The following is a 16,287-nucleotide window of genomic DNA, read 5'->3' as shown; positions in this document are numbered from 1 at the left end:
TAAATTATGAAAAAAATAATAATATCTACAATAGCTGTTTCTGCACTTCTTTTTACAGTAAGCTGTAATACAGATTTTGATACTGATGTAGAAGACATCGTTGTAACGAAAGGGGAAGCAGATTTTTCTAAATATGTAGCTTTAGGAAATTCCCTAACTTCAGGTTATAGAGACGGGGCTCTTTATATTGATGGGCAAAATGAATCTTATCCTTCAATGATGGCTCAGCAAATGAAGCTTGTAGGAGGAGGTGATTTCAAACAGCCTTTAATGGCTGATAATAATGGAGGTCTTCTTCTGAATGTTGGTGCAAATGTACAGATTGCGAGTACAAAGCTTTACATTGACAGCTTTATAGCAGGTGCTCCAGACATAAAAAATGCGAATAATAACGTTGCTACAACTGTAACAAATACTGTTTTGGCAGGACCTTTCAATAATATGGGAGTTCCGGGAGCAAGAGTTTCTCATTTGTTGGCTCCTGGGTATGGAAACGTTGCGGGAGTTTTAGCAAAAACAGCAAATCCTTATTTCGTAAGATTTGCATCAAGCCCTACAACCTCAGTTATTGCAGACTTTAAAACTCAAAAGCCGACATTCTTTTCTTTATGGATAGGTAATAATGATGCTTTATTGTACGCTCTGGCAGGTGGTGATAGTTCGGTAGAAGCTTTAACACCTCCGGCTCAGTTTACTCAATATTATAACTTGTTGATTTCTGAGATTGCTACAACTAATGCTAAAGGAGTTGTTGCAAATATTCCTAGTGTAACATCTATTCCTTCGTTAACAACAATCCCTACAAATCCTCTTACATCTGCTGTTTTAGGAGGAGGAAATGTGGCTGCAGGTGAAGCGAATATTGATAATTTGAATACAAATCTATACGGACCATTAAATCAGATATTAACGGCATTTGGAGCTGGAGACAGAATTAAGCTTCTTTCTAAAACTGCTGCAAATCCATTGCTTATTAAGGATGAGAGTCTTCCAGACCTAAAACTTCAAATTACGGCTGCAGCGGCGGCTTCAGGAAATGCTCAGTTGGTTGCTTTGGCTACTTATTTGGGAAATACCTATGGGCAAGCAAGACAAGCAAAGGCAGGAGACTTGGTTCCTTTAACAACTAAGTCTGAAATTGGTAAAACAGAACCGACTGCATTAGCTGCTCTTTCGGCAAGAGGGGTTTCTTACCCGTTTGCAGATAAATATATTTTAATTCCATCTGAAATTACAGAAATCAATACAGCTATTGATGCTTATAACGTGACAATTAAAGCAGCAGCAGCTTCAAAAGGATATGCTTTTGTTGATGCAAACAAGAAAATGAATGAGCTTGGATCTCAGTCAGGAGTTTCATGGGATGGCGTGAGATATACTGCTAAATTTGTTACAGGAGGAGCTTTCTCTTTAGATGGAGTTCACCTTACAGGTAGGGGGTATGCGATTATCGCAAATGAATTTATTAAATCAATAAATACGACTTATAAATCGAATTTACCACAGGTTGATCCTAATAAATATTCAGGCGTTAAATTTCCTTAATCGGGAATAAAAATAAATAATAGAAACCACAGGATTGATTCTTGTGGTTTTTTTTTAAATTTGCAAAATCTTTTAAAAAGTAAAAATGGCCGATCAGTTAAGTTATCTATTTTCTACAAGAACCAGTAAGGATCTTGCAGAAAAAATTGCCCAGCATTATGGGAAAGAATTAGGAAAAATCAACTTTCAGGAGTTCAGCGACGGAGAATTTGAACCAGTTTTAGACGAGTCTGTAAGAGGAGGAAGAGTTTTCCTAATCGGATCTACGTTTCCGCCGGCAGACAATCTTTTAGAATTGCTTCTAATGATTGATGCTGCAAAAAGAGCTTCTGCAAAAAGTATTACCGTAGTACTTCCGTACTTTGGGCTTGCAAGACAAGACAGAAAAGACAAGCCAAGAGCACCGATTGGAGCTAAATTGGTGGCAAATCTTTTAACGGCTGCAGGGGCAACAAGAGTAATGACGATGGATCTGCACGCAGATCAGATTCAAGGATTCTTCGAAATTCCTGTGGATCATTTGTATGCTTCTACAATCTTTGTAGATTACATCAGAGACCTTAAGCTTGATAATCTTACGATTGCTTCTCCGGATATGGGAGGTGCAAAAAGAGCAAAAAACTATGCCGGTCACCTAGGTGCAGATGTAGTAATTGCTTATAAAGAAAGAAAAAAAGCAAACGTGGTAGAAGAAATGTTCCTTATCGGAGATGTGGAAGGTAAAAATGTAATCCTTATTGATGACATGATTGATACCGCAGGAACGCTTTGTAAAGCTGCAGAGATTCTAATGGAAAAAGGTGCAAAATCTGTAAGAGCAATGGCTACTCACGGAGTACTTTCTGGGAAGGCTTACGACAATATCGAGAACTCACAATTGTTAGAAGTTATTGTAACTGACTCAATTCCTGTGAAAACTAATTTGTTATCTAAAATAAAAGTGCTATCTTGCGCCCCATTATTTGCAGATGTTATGAAGATGGTGCATGAGCATCAATCTATTAGCAGTAAGTTTGTTATCTAATTGATAATTAATAATTTGCAAATTAAAAACGAAACAATTTTTTTAAAATTTTTATAATGAAATCTATTACAATTCAAGGTACAAAAAGAGAAAGCGTGGGCAAAAAGTCTACAAAAGCTTTACGTGATGCTGAATTAGTTCCTTGTGTTGTTTACGGAGGTGGTGAGCCATTGAATTTCTCTGCTACAGAGAAGTCATTCAAAGGTTTAGTATATACTCCTGAAGCACACACGGTATCTATTGAAGTTGATGGGCAGGTAATTCCTGCAGTTCTTCAAGATATTCAGTTCCACCCAATTACAGACAAGATTATTCACGCAGACTTCTACAGATTAGCTGACGATAAGCCAGTGGTTATGGAAGTTCCTGTAAGAATTACTGGTCGTTCTAAAGGTGTTGTAGCTGGTGGTGTTTTACGTCAGACTTTCAGAAAATTGAAAGTAAAAGCTATTCCTGCAAACTTGCCAGATGAGGTAGTTGTAGATATCACTTCTTTGAAGATTGGTAACAAACTTTATGTTGGAACAATCAAAGCTGAAGGGTATACTTTCATGCACCCAGACAATGCAGTTGTTGTAGCGGTTAAAATGTCTAGAAATGCAGCGAAAGGTGGAGCAGCAGCTCAAGATGACGATGAGGATGAAGAAGAAGTTGCAACTGAAGGAGAAGCTCCTACAACTGAAGAAGCAGCAGCAGAATAAGAATATTTTCTTACTCAAAATACAAGAACCTGTCAATTTTGGCAGGTTTTTTTGTTTTTAGATTACATCTATCATGAGTTTTAGCATAGAATGTTTTCAGAAAAAAGACGTAAATTTGATGCGTTCTAAATAAAGAACCTTTTAATTAAAATTGTAATAAATGTTTGACATTCAGGAAATCAGAAGTCAGTTTTCTATATTAAACCAAGAAGTGAATGGTAAACCTTTGGTTTACTTAGATAATGCAGCGACCTCACAAAAACCGAACTCCGTTTTAGAGGTTTGGAATCAATATTATACAGAAATCAATGCCAATGTACATCGTGGAATTCATACATTGAGCCAATTGGCAACCGAAGAAATGGAACTTTCGAGAAGGAAAATCCAGAAATTCATCAATGCAAAACATGATTTTGAAGTCATCTTCACCAAAGGAACAACCGAAGGTTTAAATCTTATCTCTTATATTTTAACTCAGAAGCTAAAAAAAGATGACGAGATTATCGTTTCTTATCTCGAGCATCATTCTAATATTGTTCCTTGGCAATTGCTTTGCGAAAGAACAGGTGCGAAACTTCGTGTTATCCCAATCGATGAAAACGGAATCCTTCAGCTTGATTATTTAGACCAGTTTTTAAGCGAGAAAACTAAAGTAGTTTCTGTAAATCAGGTTTCCAATGCGTTGGGAATAGTAAATCCTATTGAAGAAATTATTGCTAAAACAAGAGCTAATTCTGATGCTTATATCGTTATTGATGGTGCTCAGTCGGCTCCGCATTTTACGATTGATGTTCAGAAATTAGACTGTGATTTCTTCGTGTTCTCAGGGCATAAAATGTACGCTCCGATGGGAACCGGAATATTGTACGGAAAACAGGAAATTCTTGAAGATCTGCCGCCTTTCCACGGTGGAGGTGAAATGATCGCGGTATGCTCGTTCGATGCAACAACGTATGCAGGATTACCTTTTAAATATGAAGCAGGAACTCCAAATGTAGGCGGAAATATTGCTTTGGGAGCGGCTATTGATTTCATTAAAAAAGTAGGGCAGGAGAATATTCAGAATCATGAAAATGCTTTGTTGGAATATGCACAAAAACAACTTTTAGAAATCGAAGGACTAAAAGTATATTGCGAAAAAGCGCATAGAACAGGTGTAGTTTCATTTAACTTAGAAGGAATTGGTATTTCTTCGGATGTAGGAATGATTCTCGATAAAATGGGAGTTGCGGTAAGAACCGGACATCATTGTACGCAACCGATTATGGATTTCTTTAATATTGCGGGAACCGTAAGAGCAAGTTTTGCGGTTTACAATACATTTAATGAAATCGATTTGCTTGTAGAAGGGGTGAAAAAAGCAAAACGAATGCTTTCTTAATAACTTAACAGACTGTTTCTTTGAAGCAGTCTGTTTTTTTACCTTACAAACATAATGTAATCAATTTTATTACATTATAGATTTTAACAATTGTTCAAATTACTTTTTTATCGATTTTCTTAGGTTTGTTTATACTAATTTTGTCCAGTAAAATTTTATTCAATCTATGGAATTGTTAGATAAATTAAACTGGAGATTTGCTACAAAAGCAATGAACGGGCAAAAAGTGCCACAGGAAAAACTAGATAAAATATTAGAGGCGGCAAGATTAGCGCCTACATCAAGCGGTTTGCAGCCTTTTGAGATTATCGTGATCAGCAATCAGGAAATTAAAGAACAAATCAAACCTCACGCTTGGAATCAGCCTCAGGTTACAGATTGCTCACATCTTTTAGTTTTTGCAGCTTGGGATAATTATACCGAGGAAAGAATCAACAAAATGTTTGATTTGACCAACGATGTAAGAGGTTTTAAAAATGAAGGCTGGGAAAATTACAGACAGCAGATCTTGGCAATGTATCCTCCTAGACCGGCTGAAGAAAACTTCACACATGCAGCAAAACAGGCTTATATTTCTTTTGGTGCAGCGATTATAGCAGCAGCTTTCGAAGAGGTAGATTCTACGCCAATGGAAGGTTTTTCCCCTGAAGCAGTAGACGAAATTTTAAATTTAAAAGAAAAAGGTTTAAGAAGTGTTCTTCTTTTGCCAATCGGTTACAGAGACACTGAAAACGATTGGTTGGTAAACCTTACCAAAGTGAGAAAATCGAAAGAAGATTTCATCACAGAACTTAATTAACGGCTAATTTTTTTCTTCATAGAAAAATCCCTTTCAAAGTTATTTTTGAAAGAGATTTTATTTTTCTCGTTCCATTTTTTCTAGATTTTGTCTGGTGTCAAAAAAATCGGCAATTTTAATGAACTGATTTTCATCATCAATAGAATAAATGATTTTATAATTTGATTCTACAATATAATGATACTCAATATTCCTGTTTTCCAGCAAAAGTTCTCTTTGATCGATTTTAGGATTGTAAATTAATTTATCGGGAGCTAAAAGAATTTTAGTGATAATTTTTAATGCAACTTGATAACTCTTAGAAACTTCTTTGTAATAATTGAAAATTTCATCAATCTGTTTTTCAGAAAATTCAGACCAAATAACTTCGTATTTCAATTTGAATATTTTGAAAGTAATTCAGAAGTTGTTTTAAACTTTTTATTTTCAAAATCATCTTCTGACTTTGAAATCCTTTCATTCATCTCTTCAACAGTTAGCTTTTCAAGCGTGTTTTCTTCCTCAATATTTTTAGCTTTTTTCAATAACCTTTCAAACTGAGCAATCACTTCCTCGCTTTGAAGCTTAAGAAAGTCTTGTATAAACTCTAATTTTCGTGATTGAATATTCATTTTATAAATATTTGATAATCAAATATATAAAAATAATTTTGGAATTGAAAATCCCTCTCAATTAGTTTGAAAGGGATTTTATTTTTAATAAATATTACATAAAGTTTGTCATTCCGTAGGAATCTCGACAATGTATTTGCGTAATTTTTAAAGCTAAATTTAGATTCCTCCGGAATGACAAACGTATTGAAAAATCTGTGTTAATCCGTGAAGATCTGTGGGAATAAAATTTAATTATTCGGCTTCCAATCTACCACCGCTCTGATAAATGCTTCTGCATTTTCCAAAGGAATATTAGGTAAAATTCCGTGTCCTAAATTGGCAATATATCGGTCTTTTCCGAAACGGTTGATCATTTCATTCACCATTTTCTTAATGGTTTCAGGTGTAGAATGCAATCTTGCAGGATCAAAATTTCCCTGAAGCGTCATGGTGTGATTCGTCAAAGTTCTTGCAAATTCTGGTTTGATCGTCCAGTCAACTCCCAAAGCTGAAACCGGAGCCATTGTCATTTCTTCCAAAGCGAACCAGCATCCTTTTCCGAAAACTACAACGTGCGTTAATGGGCTTAAAGCTTCAACGATTTGATTGATGTACTGCCAAGAAAACTCCTGATAGTCTGTGGGAGAAAGCATTCCGCCCCAAGAATCGAAAACCTGTACTGCAGAAACTCCTTTTTCAACTTTTCTTTTCAAATAAGCGATTGTAGTATCTGTGATTTTCTGAAGTAACAAATGTGCCGCTTCCGGTTGTTGGAAACAGAAAGATTTAGCAATATCAAAAGCTTTGCTTCCTTTTCCTTCCACGCAATAGCAAAGGATCGTCCACGGAGAACCCGCAAAACCTATCAATGGGATATCGTTGTCTAATTTAAGTAAAGTTAGTTCTATGGCATCAAAAACGTAGCCTAAAGTATCATTCACATCAGGAACAATTACATTTTGTACGTCTTCCATCGTTCTGATCGGATTATCCAACCACGGTCCTACATTTTCCTTCATTTTAAAATCAATTCCCATTGCTTGAGGAACCACCAAAATATCAGAAAATAAAATCGCAGCATCCAAAGGATATCTTCTTATCGGCTGTACTGTAATTTCAGAAGCCAGTTCCGGAGTCTGACATCTTGTGAAGAAATCGTACTTGTCGCGAAGTGCAATAAATTCCGGCAAATATCGTCCTGCCTGTCTCATCATCCAAACCGGTGGTCTTTCTACAGTTTCACCACGAAGTGCTTTTAAATATAGGTCGTTTTTAATCATATCTTTTAGTTGATAGTTGAAGGTTTTTAGTTGATAGATTATGAAATATCTTTCTCTAATCTATCTTTTATGACCGACAATATGTTTAATAATGTATTTTCCGGACTCGTAAAAATCTCAGATCTTGTATGTTTTCTTACTTCTTTAGAGGTTGTTTCTCCTATTGAAAATAGAATGGCGTTTTCTAAAGAATTATTTTTCGCAAAACTACGAACTCCACTCGGGCTAAAAAAAACTATTGCATGATATTTTTCATGTATCACAGGATTAAGTGCTTCGGTCTCATAAACAGTCACTTTTTTATATGAAATATTTTGTAACGGAAGTTTTTTATCTAAAACATCCAGCGCTAAATTTCCACAAAAATGAATGAATTTTTCGTGAGCGCAGTTTTCGATAATAAAATGGGATAATGTTTCTGCGTTTTTTAAAACCTTAAAGGTTCCGAATCCGTTTTTACGAAGTTCTCTTTTGGTTTTTTCACCTACACAATAAATTTTATTATAGTTTTTTGCGGTAAAATCTTCATTAGGCAGAAACCTGTTTTCAAAAAAAGATTTTACGCCATTGAAACTTGTGAAGATAAGCGATCGATCTTTCAGGTCAAAACGCTCTATAGAAATCGATTTTGTTTTTATTACCTCAACACAATCAATCGAAATATTATTTCCCAGTTTTTCTGAAAGATATTTTGGATCGATGTTTTTGGTAAATAAAATGTTCATTAAGGTTTGTCTTTTAAGTGTAAATCGGCGACTTGCTTTCGTACTTTGGTCATGAAATCTTTTCCTGGATCTTCTTTTCCGGTGAAATATTTGGGATCAGATTCTTTCCATAATTTAGAATTTCTGAAAACTCCGTATTCCGAATGTCCGATCAAGTATTCTATTTTATATTTTTTGGTTAAATATCTCACCAGTTCTGCGTTGGCTTCCACTTGTTTTTCGGTAAGCGGTTGTTTCTTGCTTCCGATGTTTTCAACTCCGATGGCGCAATAATTTAGACCAATCGTATGTCTTGCAAACATTGTAGGTTCCATTAACTGATAAATAGTTCCATCTCGGTCTATAATGAATTGTGAAGAAACATTTAAAGTGCTTTGCTTTTTTAGAGTGTTTCTTGCACTTTCAAGGTGAGTTTTATTGAAATATTTGTGGTTGCTTTCTACCGTTCCTCCTGCTGTGTAATGCAAAACAATCATTTTGGGAACAATTGTCGGCGTTTTTTGAGTTAAACCGTGATGTTCTTTTAGATACTCTAAACTTAATTGAATTCTTTCCGCAGAATAACTGATCGGTTTTTCGATAATCTTTAAGCTTGAGTTTTGTGCCAAGCTAAAGTTTAAAATAAATAAGAAAAGAACGAAACCTATCTTTTTCATCATAAATTATTTTGAATATTGATAATGTCCGGTAATGTCAAATTTAAACAGACAATCTTCAATAACCTGTCCTGCACCGATGTTATGTACAATTAAATATCTTTTTCCGTCTGTCGATTTTTTGTTGACCACAATTCCGATATGCGTTAAATTTCCTGGAAGAAGCCACGTTACAATATCTCCGGGAGCATATAATTCAGGTTTGGTTTCGATTGATTTAGATTTTCCAAATTTTGCAAAGAAAACCATCAGGTTGGGAACTCTTCGGTGATCAATATTCGTGTCGGGTCTTTTCAAACCAAACTTTTTAGGATATTTAGAAAAATTCTTCTTCATATCTTCATGCACTTCTTTTTGTAAATCAATTCCCAATTTTCTGTAGGCTCTGATAACAACGTCTGTACAGACACCTTTGTCTGAAGCTACATCGCCGTTTGGATATTTGATGGAGTAGTAAGCAGGATCGTAAGTCACCTTATCTTTAGTTAAGCTTAAAGCTGCATCAGATAATTTTTGAGCAAACTGAGCTTGTGCTTTTCCAAAAAAAACAAAAAGTACTAAAATGAATATTGAAAAGAATTTTTTCATTGGCTTAAAATGTTGAATTGAAAAACAAGGTTTGTAAAGTTCAAAAATTAATTTTAAACATGAAAATTCTTTAAGCATAAAGAAATGTTAAGATTCAGAAAATCTTAATTTTACCTAAAACCTAAAACCTAAAACCTAAAACCTAAAACCTAAAACCTTAAAGCTGACTTTTAATTTCAGTCATCAATTCTTTACCTCCGTTTTCTAAAACAATATTGGCAAATTTTTCACCAAAATTTTCTTCTTCATTATATTCAAAACTTTCGTCGGTTGCGATATAATTTTTTCCATCTAAAGAGCAAAGAGCAGCTTTGAATCTGATCTGATCGTCAAATTTTTCAGCAAAGGCTCCAATTGGTGCGGTACAGCCACCTTCCAAAGTGCTCAGGAAGTTTCTTTCGATCTCTACACAAATTTGAGTCTGTTTGTGAGAAATTTGTTTTAAAATATCGTTAATTTCTTTTTTATCCGAATGTCCGGCAACAGCTACCACACCTTGTGATGGTGCAGGAATCATGAATGGAATAAACTCATAATCGATATCCATTTTCATTCTTTTAATTCCGGCAAGAGATAAAATAGTAGCATCAAAATCTTGTTCCTCCAGCTTCTGAAGCCTAGTTTGGATATTTCCTCGGATGTCAAAAAATTCTGTAGTAGGATAGTGTTTAGACCAGAAAGCCCTTCTTCTTAAACTGCTTGTCGCCAATTTAAGTTCGTGAAATTCTTTGTCGATTGCTGATTTTCTTTTAATCAAAACATCCTGCGGAAAATCTCTTTCAAGATAAGCGACAATTTCTATGTTTTCGGGTAGTTTTGTAGGTACATCTTTAAGCGAATGTACGGCAATGTCTATTTCGTCATTCAGTAATGCGGTGTCTAGATCTCTCGTAAAAACACCTGTTATTCCTAAAGTATAAAGAGGTTGGTTTAGATTTTTATCACCTGAAGAAACGATTGGGACAATCTCGGTAAGGTAATTAAGGTTTTGCAAATGCCTTGCAACTTCTCTTGCCTGCCAAAGAGCAAGTGCAGAATTTCGGGTTCCTATTCTAATGCTTTTCATTGAATTCGTTATTGGGTTGTTCGACTAAAATTTCGTGCATTAATTTACTAATTTCCTCCGCTTTTAAAGGGTTGTCGATAATATATTTTGCAAAACGGTTGGTTATTTTCTGAATCATCTTCTCAGAAAGCTCCATGTCGTTGATATTGATGTACTTATTTTTTCTGTAAAAATTGTGCATTTCGTTGCGCTCCATATTTTTCAGCACTGCTTTGAAATGATGAATGTTTGGCGCTAGTTTTCTCTTTTTTTCCCATTCCAGAAAATCTTTGGTCATTTCTTTAATGATAACCTCGGCTTTGGGGATTTCTTTTTCACGCTGCTGAATGGTTTCCTGAATTTGTTTTGAAAGCTCGTCAACATCGATCAAGGTTACATTATCGAGTTCGGAAACATCTTTGTCAACATTATGAGGAATAGAAAGATCAATAATCAGAATTTCTTTTCCGTTTTTTAAATGAGACTTATTGATGATGGGAGTTTTTGCGCCCGTAGCAACAATTAAAATATCAGTATTGTCTAATTCCTTTTCAAAATCATTATAATCAATATTGGGAATATTGTATTTTTCTGAAATTTTCGCCGCTTTTTCCTGAGTTCGGTTAGCGATTTTTATGGTGGGTTGATAAACGTGTTTTACCAAATTTTCGACCGTATTTTGGCCAATTTCACCAACTCCGAGAAGGAGAATATTCTTTTCGGTAATTCTTTTTTGATTATTTAAAATGTAATGAACTGCCGCATAAGAAACAGAGGCCGCTCCGTTTGAAATTCCGGTTTCGTTTTTTATTCTTTTAGAAATCTGAATCGCAGAATTAATCGACCTTTCTAAAAAAGGATTTGAGTTTTGTCTTTCTTTTTTAAAACGGGCATACGCTTTCTTAATCTGACCGATGATTTCAAAATCACCAATAATCTGACTTTCTAATCCTGCCGATACTCGGAAGAGATGCTGCAATGCTTCTTCTTTTGTGAAAATATTGGCAAAACGTAAAAAATCTGAAAAATTAACACCGATAGATTTGCAGTATTCTTCGGCGACCAAAAGATAGTTTGGTGAAGTGGTGTAAATTTCGGTTCTGTTGCATGTGGAAACCACAAATGCGTCCCCTAAATTCTCATCGTGAATTCGGGTAACAAAGTTTTTAATATTGTCATCAAAAAAAGCAAATTTTCCCCTTGTTTCTACATCAGCCTTTTCAAAACTGATAGATAATACGGCAAAATTTGATGTCTGATGTATATTGGAATACTGTATCATAAGCAGTCGCAAATTTAAGCAAATTTTACTTAAACATTTTGCGATTGTTTGTATGATAATTATCGTAAAAAGCTATAAATTAATTATCTAAGTTTTTGTCGCTTTTTCTAAAACTTACAAAAACAATACATTAAGAAAAAAGTGTAATTTTAATAAAAATTTAACCAAATTATATAAAACTTTGTAATCGTTAGTATAGTATAATTTATATCTTTGTAAACTTAAATCAAGGAGAAAATTATGAGTTTATTCGATATGTTTACGCAAGAAATAGCGATAGACCTTGGAACTGCCAACACGCTTATCATCCATAATAATAAAATTGTTATAGATCAGCCTTCTATTGTTGCAATAGAGCGTTCTACAGGAAAGCCAATTGCTGTTGGGGAGCAGGCGAAACATATGCAGGGTAAAACACATGAAGATATAAAAACTATCCGTCCACTTAAAGACGGAGTTATTGCAGATTTCCACGCTTCAGAGCACATGATCAAAGAATTTATCAAAAAAATTCCGGGGATCAAAGGGAGATTTATTCAGCCTGCTTTAAGAATTGTGATCTGTATTCCTTCAGGAATTACAGAAGTTGAAAAAAGAGCAGTAAGAGATTCTGCTCAGAAAGTAAACGCAAAAGAAGTACGCTTGATTTATGAACCAATGGCTGCTGCAATAGGAGTTGGTATTGATGTACAGAAACCTGAAGGTAACATGATTATCGATATAGGTGGTGGTACTACCGAAATCGCTGTTGTTGCTTTAGGAGGTATTGTTTGTGATAAATCTGTGAAAATTGCAGGTGACGTATTCACTAATGATATTGCTTATTTCCTAAGAACACATCATAATTTATACATCGGAGAAAGAACTGCTGAAAGAGTGAAAATTGAAGTAGGTTCTGCCGTTGAAGATCTTGATGTAGATATCGACGATATTCCAGTACAGGGAAGAGATCTTATTACCGGTAAGCCAAAAGAAATTATGGTTGGGTATAAAGAAATTGCTCGTGCTTTAGATAAATCAATTATCAGAATTGAAGATTCTGTAATGGAAACACTTTCTCTTACGCCGCCGGAATTGGCTGCAGATATTTACAAAACAGGTATTTATCTTGCAGGGGGTGGTGCTTTATTGAGAGGTCTTGCAGACAGATTACACAAGAAAACAGGGCTTCCGGTTTTCGTGGCAGAAGATCCTTTGAGAGCTGTTGTTCGCGGAACAGGGATTGCACTTAAGAATATGGATAAATTCAATTTCTTAATTAAATAAATTTTTTAACTTTTTACGACTTTTTATCTAAATGGGATTTTTGCTGAGATTATTTTCGAAGAATGCTCTTTTTGTATTCTTTATTTTCCTGCAAATTATTGCTCTCATTTTGATATTCTCTAAGAATGCGATGCAGCAATCTTGGCTTGCGGGTCAGACTGCGGCTTTCAACTCATGGGTTTCAGGCTATATTGATGAAGGTGTTTCTTATTTAAAACTGAAACAGACCAACGAAGATCTTGTTGCTCAAAATAAGGCTTTAATGGTTGAGCTTTATGGAAAACAAGGCGCTGCAAATCCTCAATTCAGAAAAGTACATGATACTTTGGGAGGTGGACAGATCTATACTTTTGTAGATGGCGAAATTGTTTTCAACAGCATCAACAGAAGAAACAATTATTTTACAATCAACCGTGGTACAAGAGACGGTGTTTATCCTCAAATGGGCGTAATGGCTCCAAAAGGAATTGCCGGAATTGTTATTAATTCTACCGACAGTTATGCTTTGGTACAATCTGTTTTGAGTGTAAATAAAATCAGAATTAATGCTTCACTTAAAAACTCAGGATATTTCGGAACTTTAACGTGGAAAGGAGATAATTCCCGATTGATGCATTTGGCTGATGTGCCAAAATATGTTTCCCTGAAAATTGGTGACACGATAGAAACCGACGGAAAATCAGCGATTTTTCCTAAAGGAGTTATGATTGGTAAAATTGCGGGCTACACCGTAGATAATAAAACAGGATTTTGGGATATTTCAGTGGAATTAAGCGAAAAAATGGGAGCTTTAAACAAAGTTTTCGTAGTTAAAAATCTTAAGAAAGCTGAGGTTCAGAAAATTCAGGATACTATGCAGGCTGTAATAAAAAAAGAAAATGATTAGTAGAACCGTATTTACAGATCTTTTGATCATGGCTTTTCTGGTTGCATTACAGATTTTTGTATTGAACAGAATTACGCTGTTTGGTAAATTCACTCCGGTTTTGTATCCGGTTTTTGTGATGTTTTATCCTTTTTTTAGAAATAGATTTCAATTTTTGGCTCTAAGTTTTTTAATAGGTTTATCAATTGATGCCTTTTTATATTCTTGGGGAATCAACGCTTTGGCAACCACTTTAATTGCTTATTTCCGTACGATAATTTTCCGTACGTCTACAGATACTTCTACAGATTTCTTCTCATTTCAGTCTTTGCAATGGACGCAGTTTTTACTGTTTCTGTTTTCAAGTATCTTTCTGCATCAGCTTTTGGTGCAGTATATTGAGTTTTTTAAATTCAGCAGAATTTTTGAAATTTTCCTTAATGTGTTGGTAACTAGTGGAATTTCCTTTATATTTATCATAGTTTACGCATTAATCTTTAAAATCAAACAGAAAGTTTGAACACACGCCATATAAAAATCTTAACGATTCTCATTGCCATTGCTCTTATTTTTGTAGCAAGGCTTTCTTATTTACAGCTGTTTACAGATCGTTATGCATTGAATGCAGCTAATACTTCCATCAAAACCGAATATGTCATTCCGCAACGTGGTGTTATTTTTGATCGAAATGGAAAGATCATGGTAGGAAACCAGCCTGCCTATGAGATTTCTTTTACGCAGGCTTTAATGAAACCTGATTTTGATACTTTGGCGTTCTGTAATTTAATGAAAATTGAGAAGAGAGATTTCATTAAAAGAGTCAATTTAATTAAAGCTGAAAAATACTATTCTAAACTCACACCGATGACTTTCATCAAAGATCTAAGCAGGGAGGAAATAGCGAGAGTTCAGGAAATTATATTCAAATATCCGGCTTTCAGTATCGTTCAGCGTCCGCAAAGACAGTACGAAGTTTCTACTTCTGGAAACCTTTTGGGGTATACCAGTGAAGTTAACGATAGAGAAATTAAAAAAGATTCTACCTACTATCTTCCGGGTGACCTCATCGGTAAAACGGGTGTTGAAAAATCTTACGAAAAAGAACTGAGAGGTGTAAAAGGGATTAAATATATTCAAAAAGACATCAAACTCAGAAACGTTGGACCCTACAAAAACGGAACTTTAGACAGAGATGTTGTAACCGGAAAAGATATTACACTGACCATCGATTATGACTTGCAAAAACTAGCAGAAGAAATGTTGGTGAATAAGCATGGCGCTATCGTTGCAATAGACCCTAATAACGGTGAAGTTCTTGTTTCTGCAACCGGACCAGATATTGATCCGAACCTTTTTACCGGACCTAATAAATCTAAAAATTTATACGCACTTTCAAAAGATACGATTTACGAAAACAAACCTACATTTGATAGAGCTTTGCAGGCAGGCTATCCACCAGGTTCTACTTTCAAATTGTTAACCGCTTTGGCAGCAATGCAAATGGGAGTGATGGATGAGAATACAATTTTCCCTTGCGGAGGAGGATTCTTCTACAAAGGAAAAAGAATAAAAGGCCACGGTGGAGCAGATCCTTTGATTCCGTCTATTCAGGTTTCGAGTAACTGTTTTTTCACCTATGCATTTATTGCGATCATTAAAAAATATCCCGGAAATCCATCTAAAGGTGTTGATGAATGGAAAAAAATAATGAGCAGCTTTGGAGTTGGAGAGTTTTTAAATAACGATTTCGCTGTTGGTGCAAAAGGAAGAATTCCTTCGGGAGACTTTTATGAAAGAAGATTTAAAGCCATCATTAAAGCAAACGGTTCTACAAGACAAGATTATAAGAATTGGGATGAAATGTCAACCGGAGCCATTTACAATGGGATGGGTCAGGGAGACGTAATGGTAACTCCTTTACAACTTGCTAATTATGTTTCAGCGATTGCTAATAGAGGTTGGTACTATACGCCACATATTGTTAAGCTTATTGATGGAAGACCAAATCCTGATCCTAGATTTAAAGTGAAACATCATACCTTAGTTGATCCCAAACATTTTGGACCTGTTCTGAAAGGGATGGAAGCAGTGGTTCTTCGAGGTACTGCGAGAAGTTTAAAATCAAATGACTTTACCCAATTGGCAAAAACGGGTACTGCACAGGTTCCGCAAGGGAAAGATAATGCTATTTTTGTGTTGATTGCTCCAGCCGAGAAACCCAAAATTGTCGTAGTGGGTGTCATGGAACATGGTGGTTTCGGGGGTACTTGGGCCGGTCCTGCTTGTACAATTATTGCTGAAAAATATATCACCGGAGATATTAAACGTGAACATCTTTACAAAAAAATGATTTCGTCGAGTTTCATGCCTGAATATAAAAGACAATGGATTGTCGACCTGAAAAGAAAAGGTTTGTATAAAGAACCGAAACCAGATTCTATAAAACTGAAAAGAATACAAGACAGTCTGAATCTTGTAAAGAAAGCTAAAGAAAAACTTCAAAAGGCCCAAACTGTTAAACCCAAAAAACCGTAAAC

Annotated in this window: 17 protein-coding genes; 9 read left to right on the top strand and 8 right to left on the bottom strand. The window is 35.2% G+C overall.

The features are described 5' to 3' along the window. Nucleotides 1-6: 6 nt before the first annotated feature. The 5 genes from AB671_RS01990 (at nucleotide 7) to AB671_RS01970 (ending at nucleotide 5,450) form a co-directional block, all read left to right on the top strand. Nucleotides 7-1,545 (top strand): SGNH/GDSL hydrolase family protein, encoded by a 1,539-nt coding sequence (locus tag AB671_RS01990; protein ID WP_066678877.1) that lies wholly within the window; start codon nucleotides 7-9, stop codon nucleotides 1,543-1,545. 85 nt (nucleotides 1,546-1,630) lie between these two features. Beyond that, nucleotides 1,631-2,569 (top strand): ribose-phosphate pyrophosphokinase, encoded by a 939-nt coding sequence (locus tag AB671_RS01985; RefSeq protein WP_066678878.1) that lies wholly within the window; start codon nucleotides 1,631-1,633, stop codon nucleotides 2,567-2,569. A 56-nt stretch (nucleotides 2,570-2,625) separates the two neighbouring features. Next, on the top strand, nucleotides 2,626-3,270 hold the full coding sequence (locus AB671_RS01980; protein WP_066678880.1) for a 50S ribosomal protein L25/general stress protein Ctc: 645 nt from the start codon (nucleotides 2,626-2,628) through the stop codon (nucleotides 3,268-3,270). A gap of 160 nt (nucleotides 3,271-3,430) precedes the next feature. After that, the gene (locus AB671_RS01975) at nucleotides 3,431-4,651 is read left to right on the top strand and encodes an aminotransferase class V-fold PLP-dependent enzyme (RefSeq protein ID WP_066678882.1); all 1,221 of its coding nucleotides are present in this window, start codon (nucleotides 3,431-3,433) and stop codon (nucleotides 4,649-4,651) included. Between the two features lie 166 nt (nucleotides 4,652-4,817). Continuing rightward, nucleotides 4,818-5,450, top strand: coding sequence for an NAD(P)H-dependent oxidoreductase (locus tag AB671_RS01970; protein ID WP_066678884.1), 633 nt, complete (start codon nucleotides 4,818-4,820; stop codon nucleotides 5,448-5,450). Nucleotides 5,451-5,507: 57 nt separating this feature from the next. On the opposite strand, the gene AB671_RS01965 is transcribed toward AB671_RS01970, so the two are convergent. The 8 genes from AB671_RS01965 to hemA form a co-directional block, all read right to left on the bottom strand. Then, nucleotides 5,508-5,828 (bottom strand): type II toxin-antitoxin system RelE/ParE family toxin, encoded by a 321-nt coding sequence (locus AB671_RS01965; RefSeq protein ID WP_066678886.1) that lies wholly within the window; start codon nucleotides 5,826-5,828, stop codon nucleotides 5,508-5,510. Next, nucleotides 5,825-6,061 (bottom strand): hypothetical protein, encoded by a 237-nt coding sequence (locus tag AB671_RS01960; protein ID WP_066678887.1) that lies wholly within the window; start codon nucleotides 6,059-6,061, stop codon nucleotides 5,825-5,827. The genes AB671_RS01965 and AB671_RS01960 overlap by 4 nt, the downstream gene beginning before the upstream one ends. Before the next feature lie 230 nt (nucleotides 6,062-6,291). After that, nucleotides 6,292-7,323: a uroporphyrinogen decarboxylase gene (gene hemE / locus AB671_RS01955; RefSeq protein WP_066678888.1), complete on the bottom strand. Its 1,032-nt coding sequence runs from the start codon at nucleotides 7,321-7,323 to the stop codon at nucleotides 6,292-6,294. A 38-nt stretch (nucleotides 7,324-7,361) separates the two neighbouring features. After that, the gene (locus tag AB671_RS01950) at nucleotides 7,362-8,048 is read right to left on the bottom strand and encodes a uroporphyrinogen-III synthase (RefSeq protein ID WP_066678889.1); all 687 of its coding nucleotides are present in this window, start codon (nucleotides 8,046-8,048) and stop codon (nucleotides 7,362-7,364) included. Further along, a complete protein-coding gene (locus AB671_RS01945) occupies nucleotides 8,048-8,707 on the bottom strand; it encodes an N-acetylmuramoyl-L-alanine amidase (protein ID WP_228390946.1) in 660 nt (219 codons plus the stop codon). Before AB671_RS01945 ends, AB671_RS01950 begins: the two co-directional genes overlap by 1 nt. Before the next feature lie 3 nt (nucleotides 8,708-8,710). Then, on the bottom strand, nucleotides 8,711-9,292 hold the full coding sequence (locus AB671_RS01940) for a DUF1287 domain-containing protein (protein ID WP_066678997.1): 582 nt from the start codon (nucleotides 9,290-9,292) through the stop codon (nucleotides 8,711-8,713). A gap of 157 nt (nucleotides 9,293-9,449) precedes the next feature. Further along, on the bottom strand, nucleotides 9,450-10,358 hold the full coding sequence (gene hemC / locus AB671_RS01935; RefSeq protein WP_066678891.1) for a hydroxymethylbilane synthase: 909 nt from the start codon (nucleotides 10,356-10,358) through the stop codon (nucleotides 9,450-9,452). Beyond that, complete coding sequence (gene hemA / locus AB671_RS01930; protein ID WP_066678893.1) at nucleotides 10,345-11,619, bottom strand: glutamyl-tRNA reductase; 1,275 nt, start codon at nucleotides 11,617-11,619, stop codon at nucleotides 10,345-10,347. The genes hemC and hemA overlap by 14 nt, the downstream gene beginning before the upstream one ends. Before the next feature lie 240 nt (nucleotides 11,620-11,859). On the opposite strand from hemA, the gene AB671_RS01925 reads away from it, so the two are divergent. From AB671_RS01925 to AB671_RS01910, 4 genes are read left to right on the top strand one after another with little or no spacing between them, the layout of a single operon-like run. Beyond that, a complete protein-coding gene (locus AB671_RS01925) occupies nucleotides 11,860-12,885 on the top strand; it encodes a rod shape-determining protein (RefSeq protein WP_066678895.1) in 1,026 nt (341 codons plus the stop codon). A 31-nt stretch (nucleotides 12,886-12,916) separates the two neighbouring features. Next, nucleotides 12,917-13,771, top strand: coding sequence for a rod shape-determining protein MreC (gene mreC / locus AB671_RS01920; protein WP_066678897.1), 855 nt, complete (start codon nucleotides 12,917-12,919; stop codon nucleotides 13,769-13,771). Then, a complete protein-coding gene (locus AB671_RS01915) occupies nucleotides 13,764-14,270 on the top strand; it encodes a rod shape-determining protein MreD (protein ID WP_066678899.1) in 507 nt (168 codons plus the stop codon). Before mreC ends, AB671_RS01915 begins: the two co-directional genes overlap by 8 nt. Further along, entirely contained in the window at nucleotides 14,267-16,285 is a 2,019-nt protein-coding gene (locus tag AB671_RS01910) for a penicillin-binding transpeptidase domain-containing protein (protein WP_066678901.1), read from the top strand. Before AB671_RS01915 ends, AB671_RS01910 begins: the two co-directional genes overlap by 4 nt. The last annotated feature ends 2 nt before the right edge of the window (nucleotides 16,286-16,287 follow it).

Source organism: Chryseobacterium sp. BGARF1, assembly GCF_001677955.1.
In the GTDB taxonomy this organism is placed as follows: Bacteria; Bacteroidota; Bacteroidia; order Flavobacteriales; family Weeksellaceae; genus Chryseobacterium.
Note: the sequence above shows the minus strand (reverse complement) of the source record. Positions and strands in the feature narration are given on the sequence as shown.

Excerpts from the sequence above, each read along its gene's own strand:
- AB671_RS01990 (WP_066678877.1), top strand. The coding sequence starts at position 7 with ATGAAAAAAATAATAATATCTACAATAGCTGTTTCTGCACTTCTTTTT.
- AB671_RS01985 (WP_066678878.1), top strand. The coding sequence starts at position 1,631 with ATGGCCGATCAGTTAAGTTATCTATTTTCTACAAGAACCAGTAAGGAT.
- AB671_RS01980 (WP_066678880.1), top strand. The coding sequence starts at position 2,626 with ATGAAATCTATTACAATTCAAGGTACAAAAAGAGAAAGCGTGGGCAAA.
- AB671_RS01975 (WP_066678882.1), top strand. The coding sequence starts at position 3,431 with ATGTTTGACATTCAGGAAATCAGAAGTCAGTTTTCTATATTAAACCAA.
- AB671_RS01970 (WP_066678884.1), top strand. The coding sequence starts at position 4,818 with ATGGAATTGTTAGATAAATTAAACTGGAGATTTGCTACAAAAGCAATG.
- AB671_RS01960 (WP_066678887.1), bottom strand. The coding sequence starts at position 6,061 with ATGAATATTCAATCACGAAAATTAGAGTTTATACAAGACTTTCTTAAG.
- hemE (WP_066678888.1), bottom strand. The coding sequence starts at position 7,323 with ATGATTAAAAACGACCTATATTTAAAAGCACTTCGTGGTGAAACTGTA.
- AB671_RS01950 (WP_066678889.1), bottom strand. The coding sequence starts at position 8,048 with ATGAACATTTTATTTACCAAAAACATCGATCCAAAATATCTTTCAGAA.
- AB671_RS01945 (WP_228390946.1), bottom strand. The coding sequence starts at position 8,707 with ATGATGAAAAAGATAGGTTTCGTTCTTTTCTTATTTATTTTAAACTTT.
- AB671_RS01940 (WP_066678997.1), bottom strand. The coding sequence starts at position 9,292 with ATGAAAAAATTCTTTTCAATATTCATTTTAGTACTTTTTGTTTTTTTT.
- hemC (WP_066678891.1), bottom strand. The coding sequence starts at position 10,358 with ATGAAAAGCATTAGAATAGGAACCCGAAATTCTGCACTTGCTCTTTGG.
- hemA (WP_066678893.1), bottom strand. The coding sequence starts at position 11,619 with ATGATACAGTATTCCAATATACATCAGACATCAAATTTTGCCGTATTA.
- AB671_RS01925 (WP_066678895.1), top strand. The coding sequence starts at position 11,860 with ATGAGTTTATTCGATATGTTTACGCAAGAAATAGCGATAGACCTTGGA.
- mreC (WP_066678897.1), top strand. The coding sequence starts at position 12,917 with ATGGGATTTTTGCTGAGATTATTTTCGAAGAATGCTCTTTTTGTATTC.
- AB671_RS01915 (WP_066678899.1), top strand. The coding sequence starts at position 13,764 with ATGATTAGTAGAACCGTATTTACAGATCTTTTGATCATGGCTTTTCTG.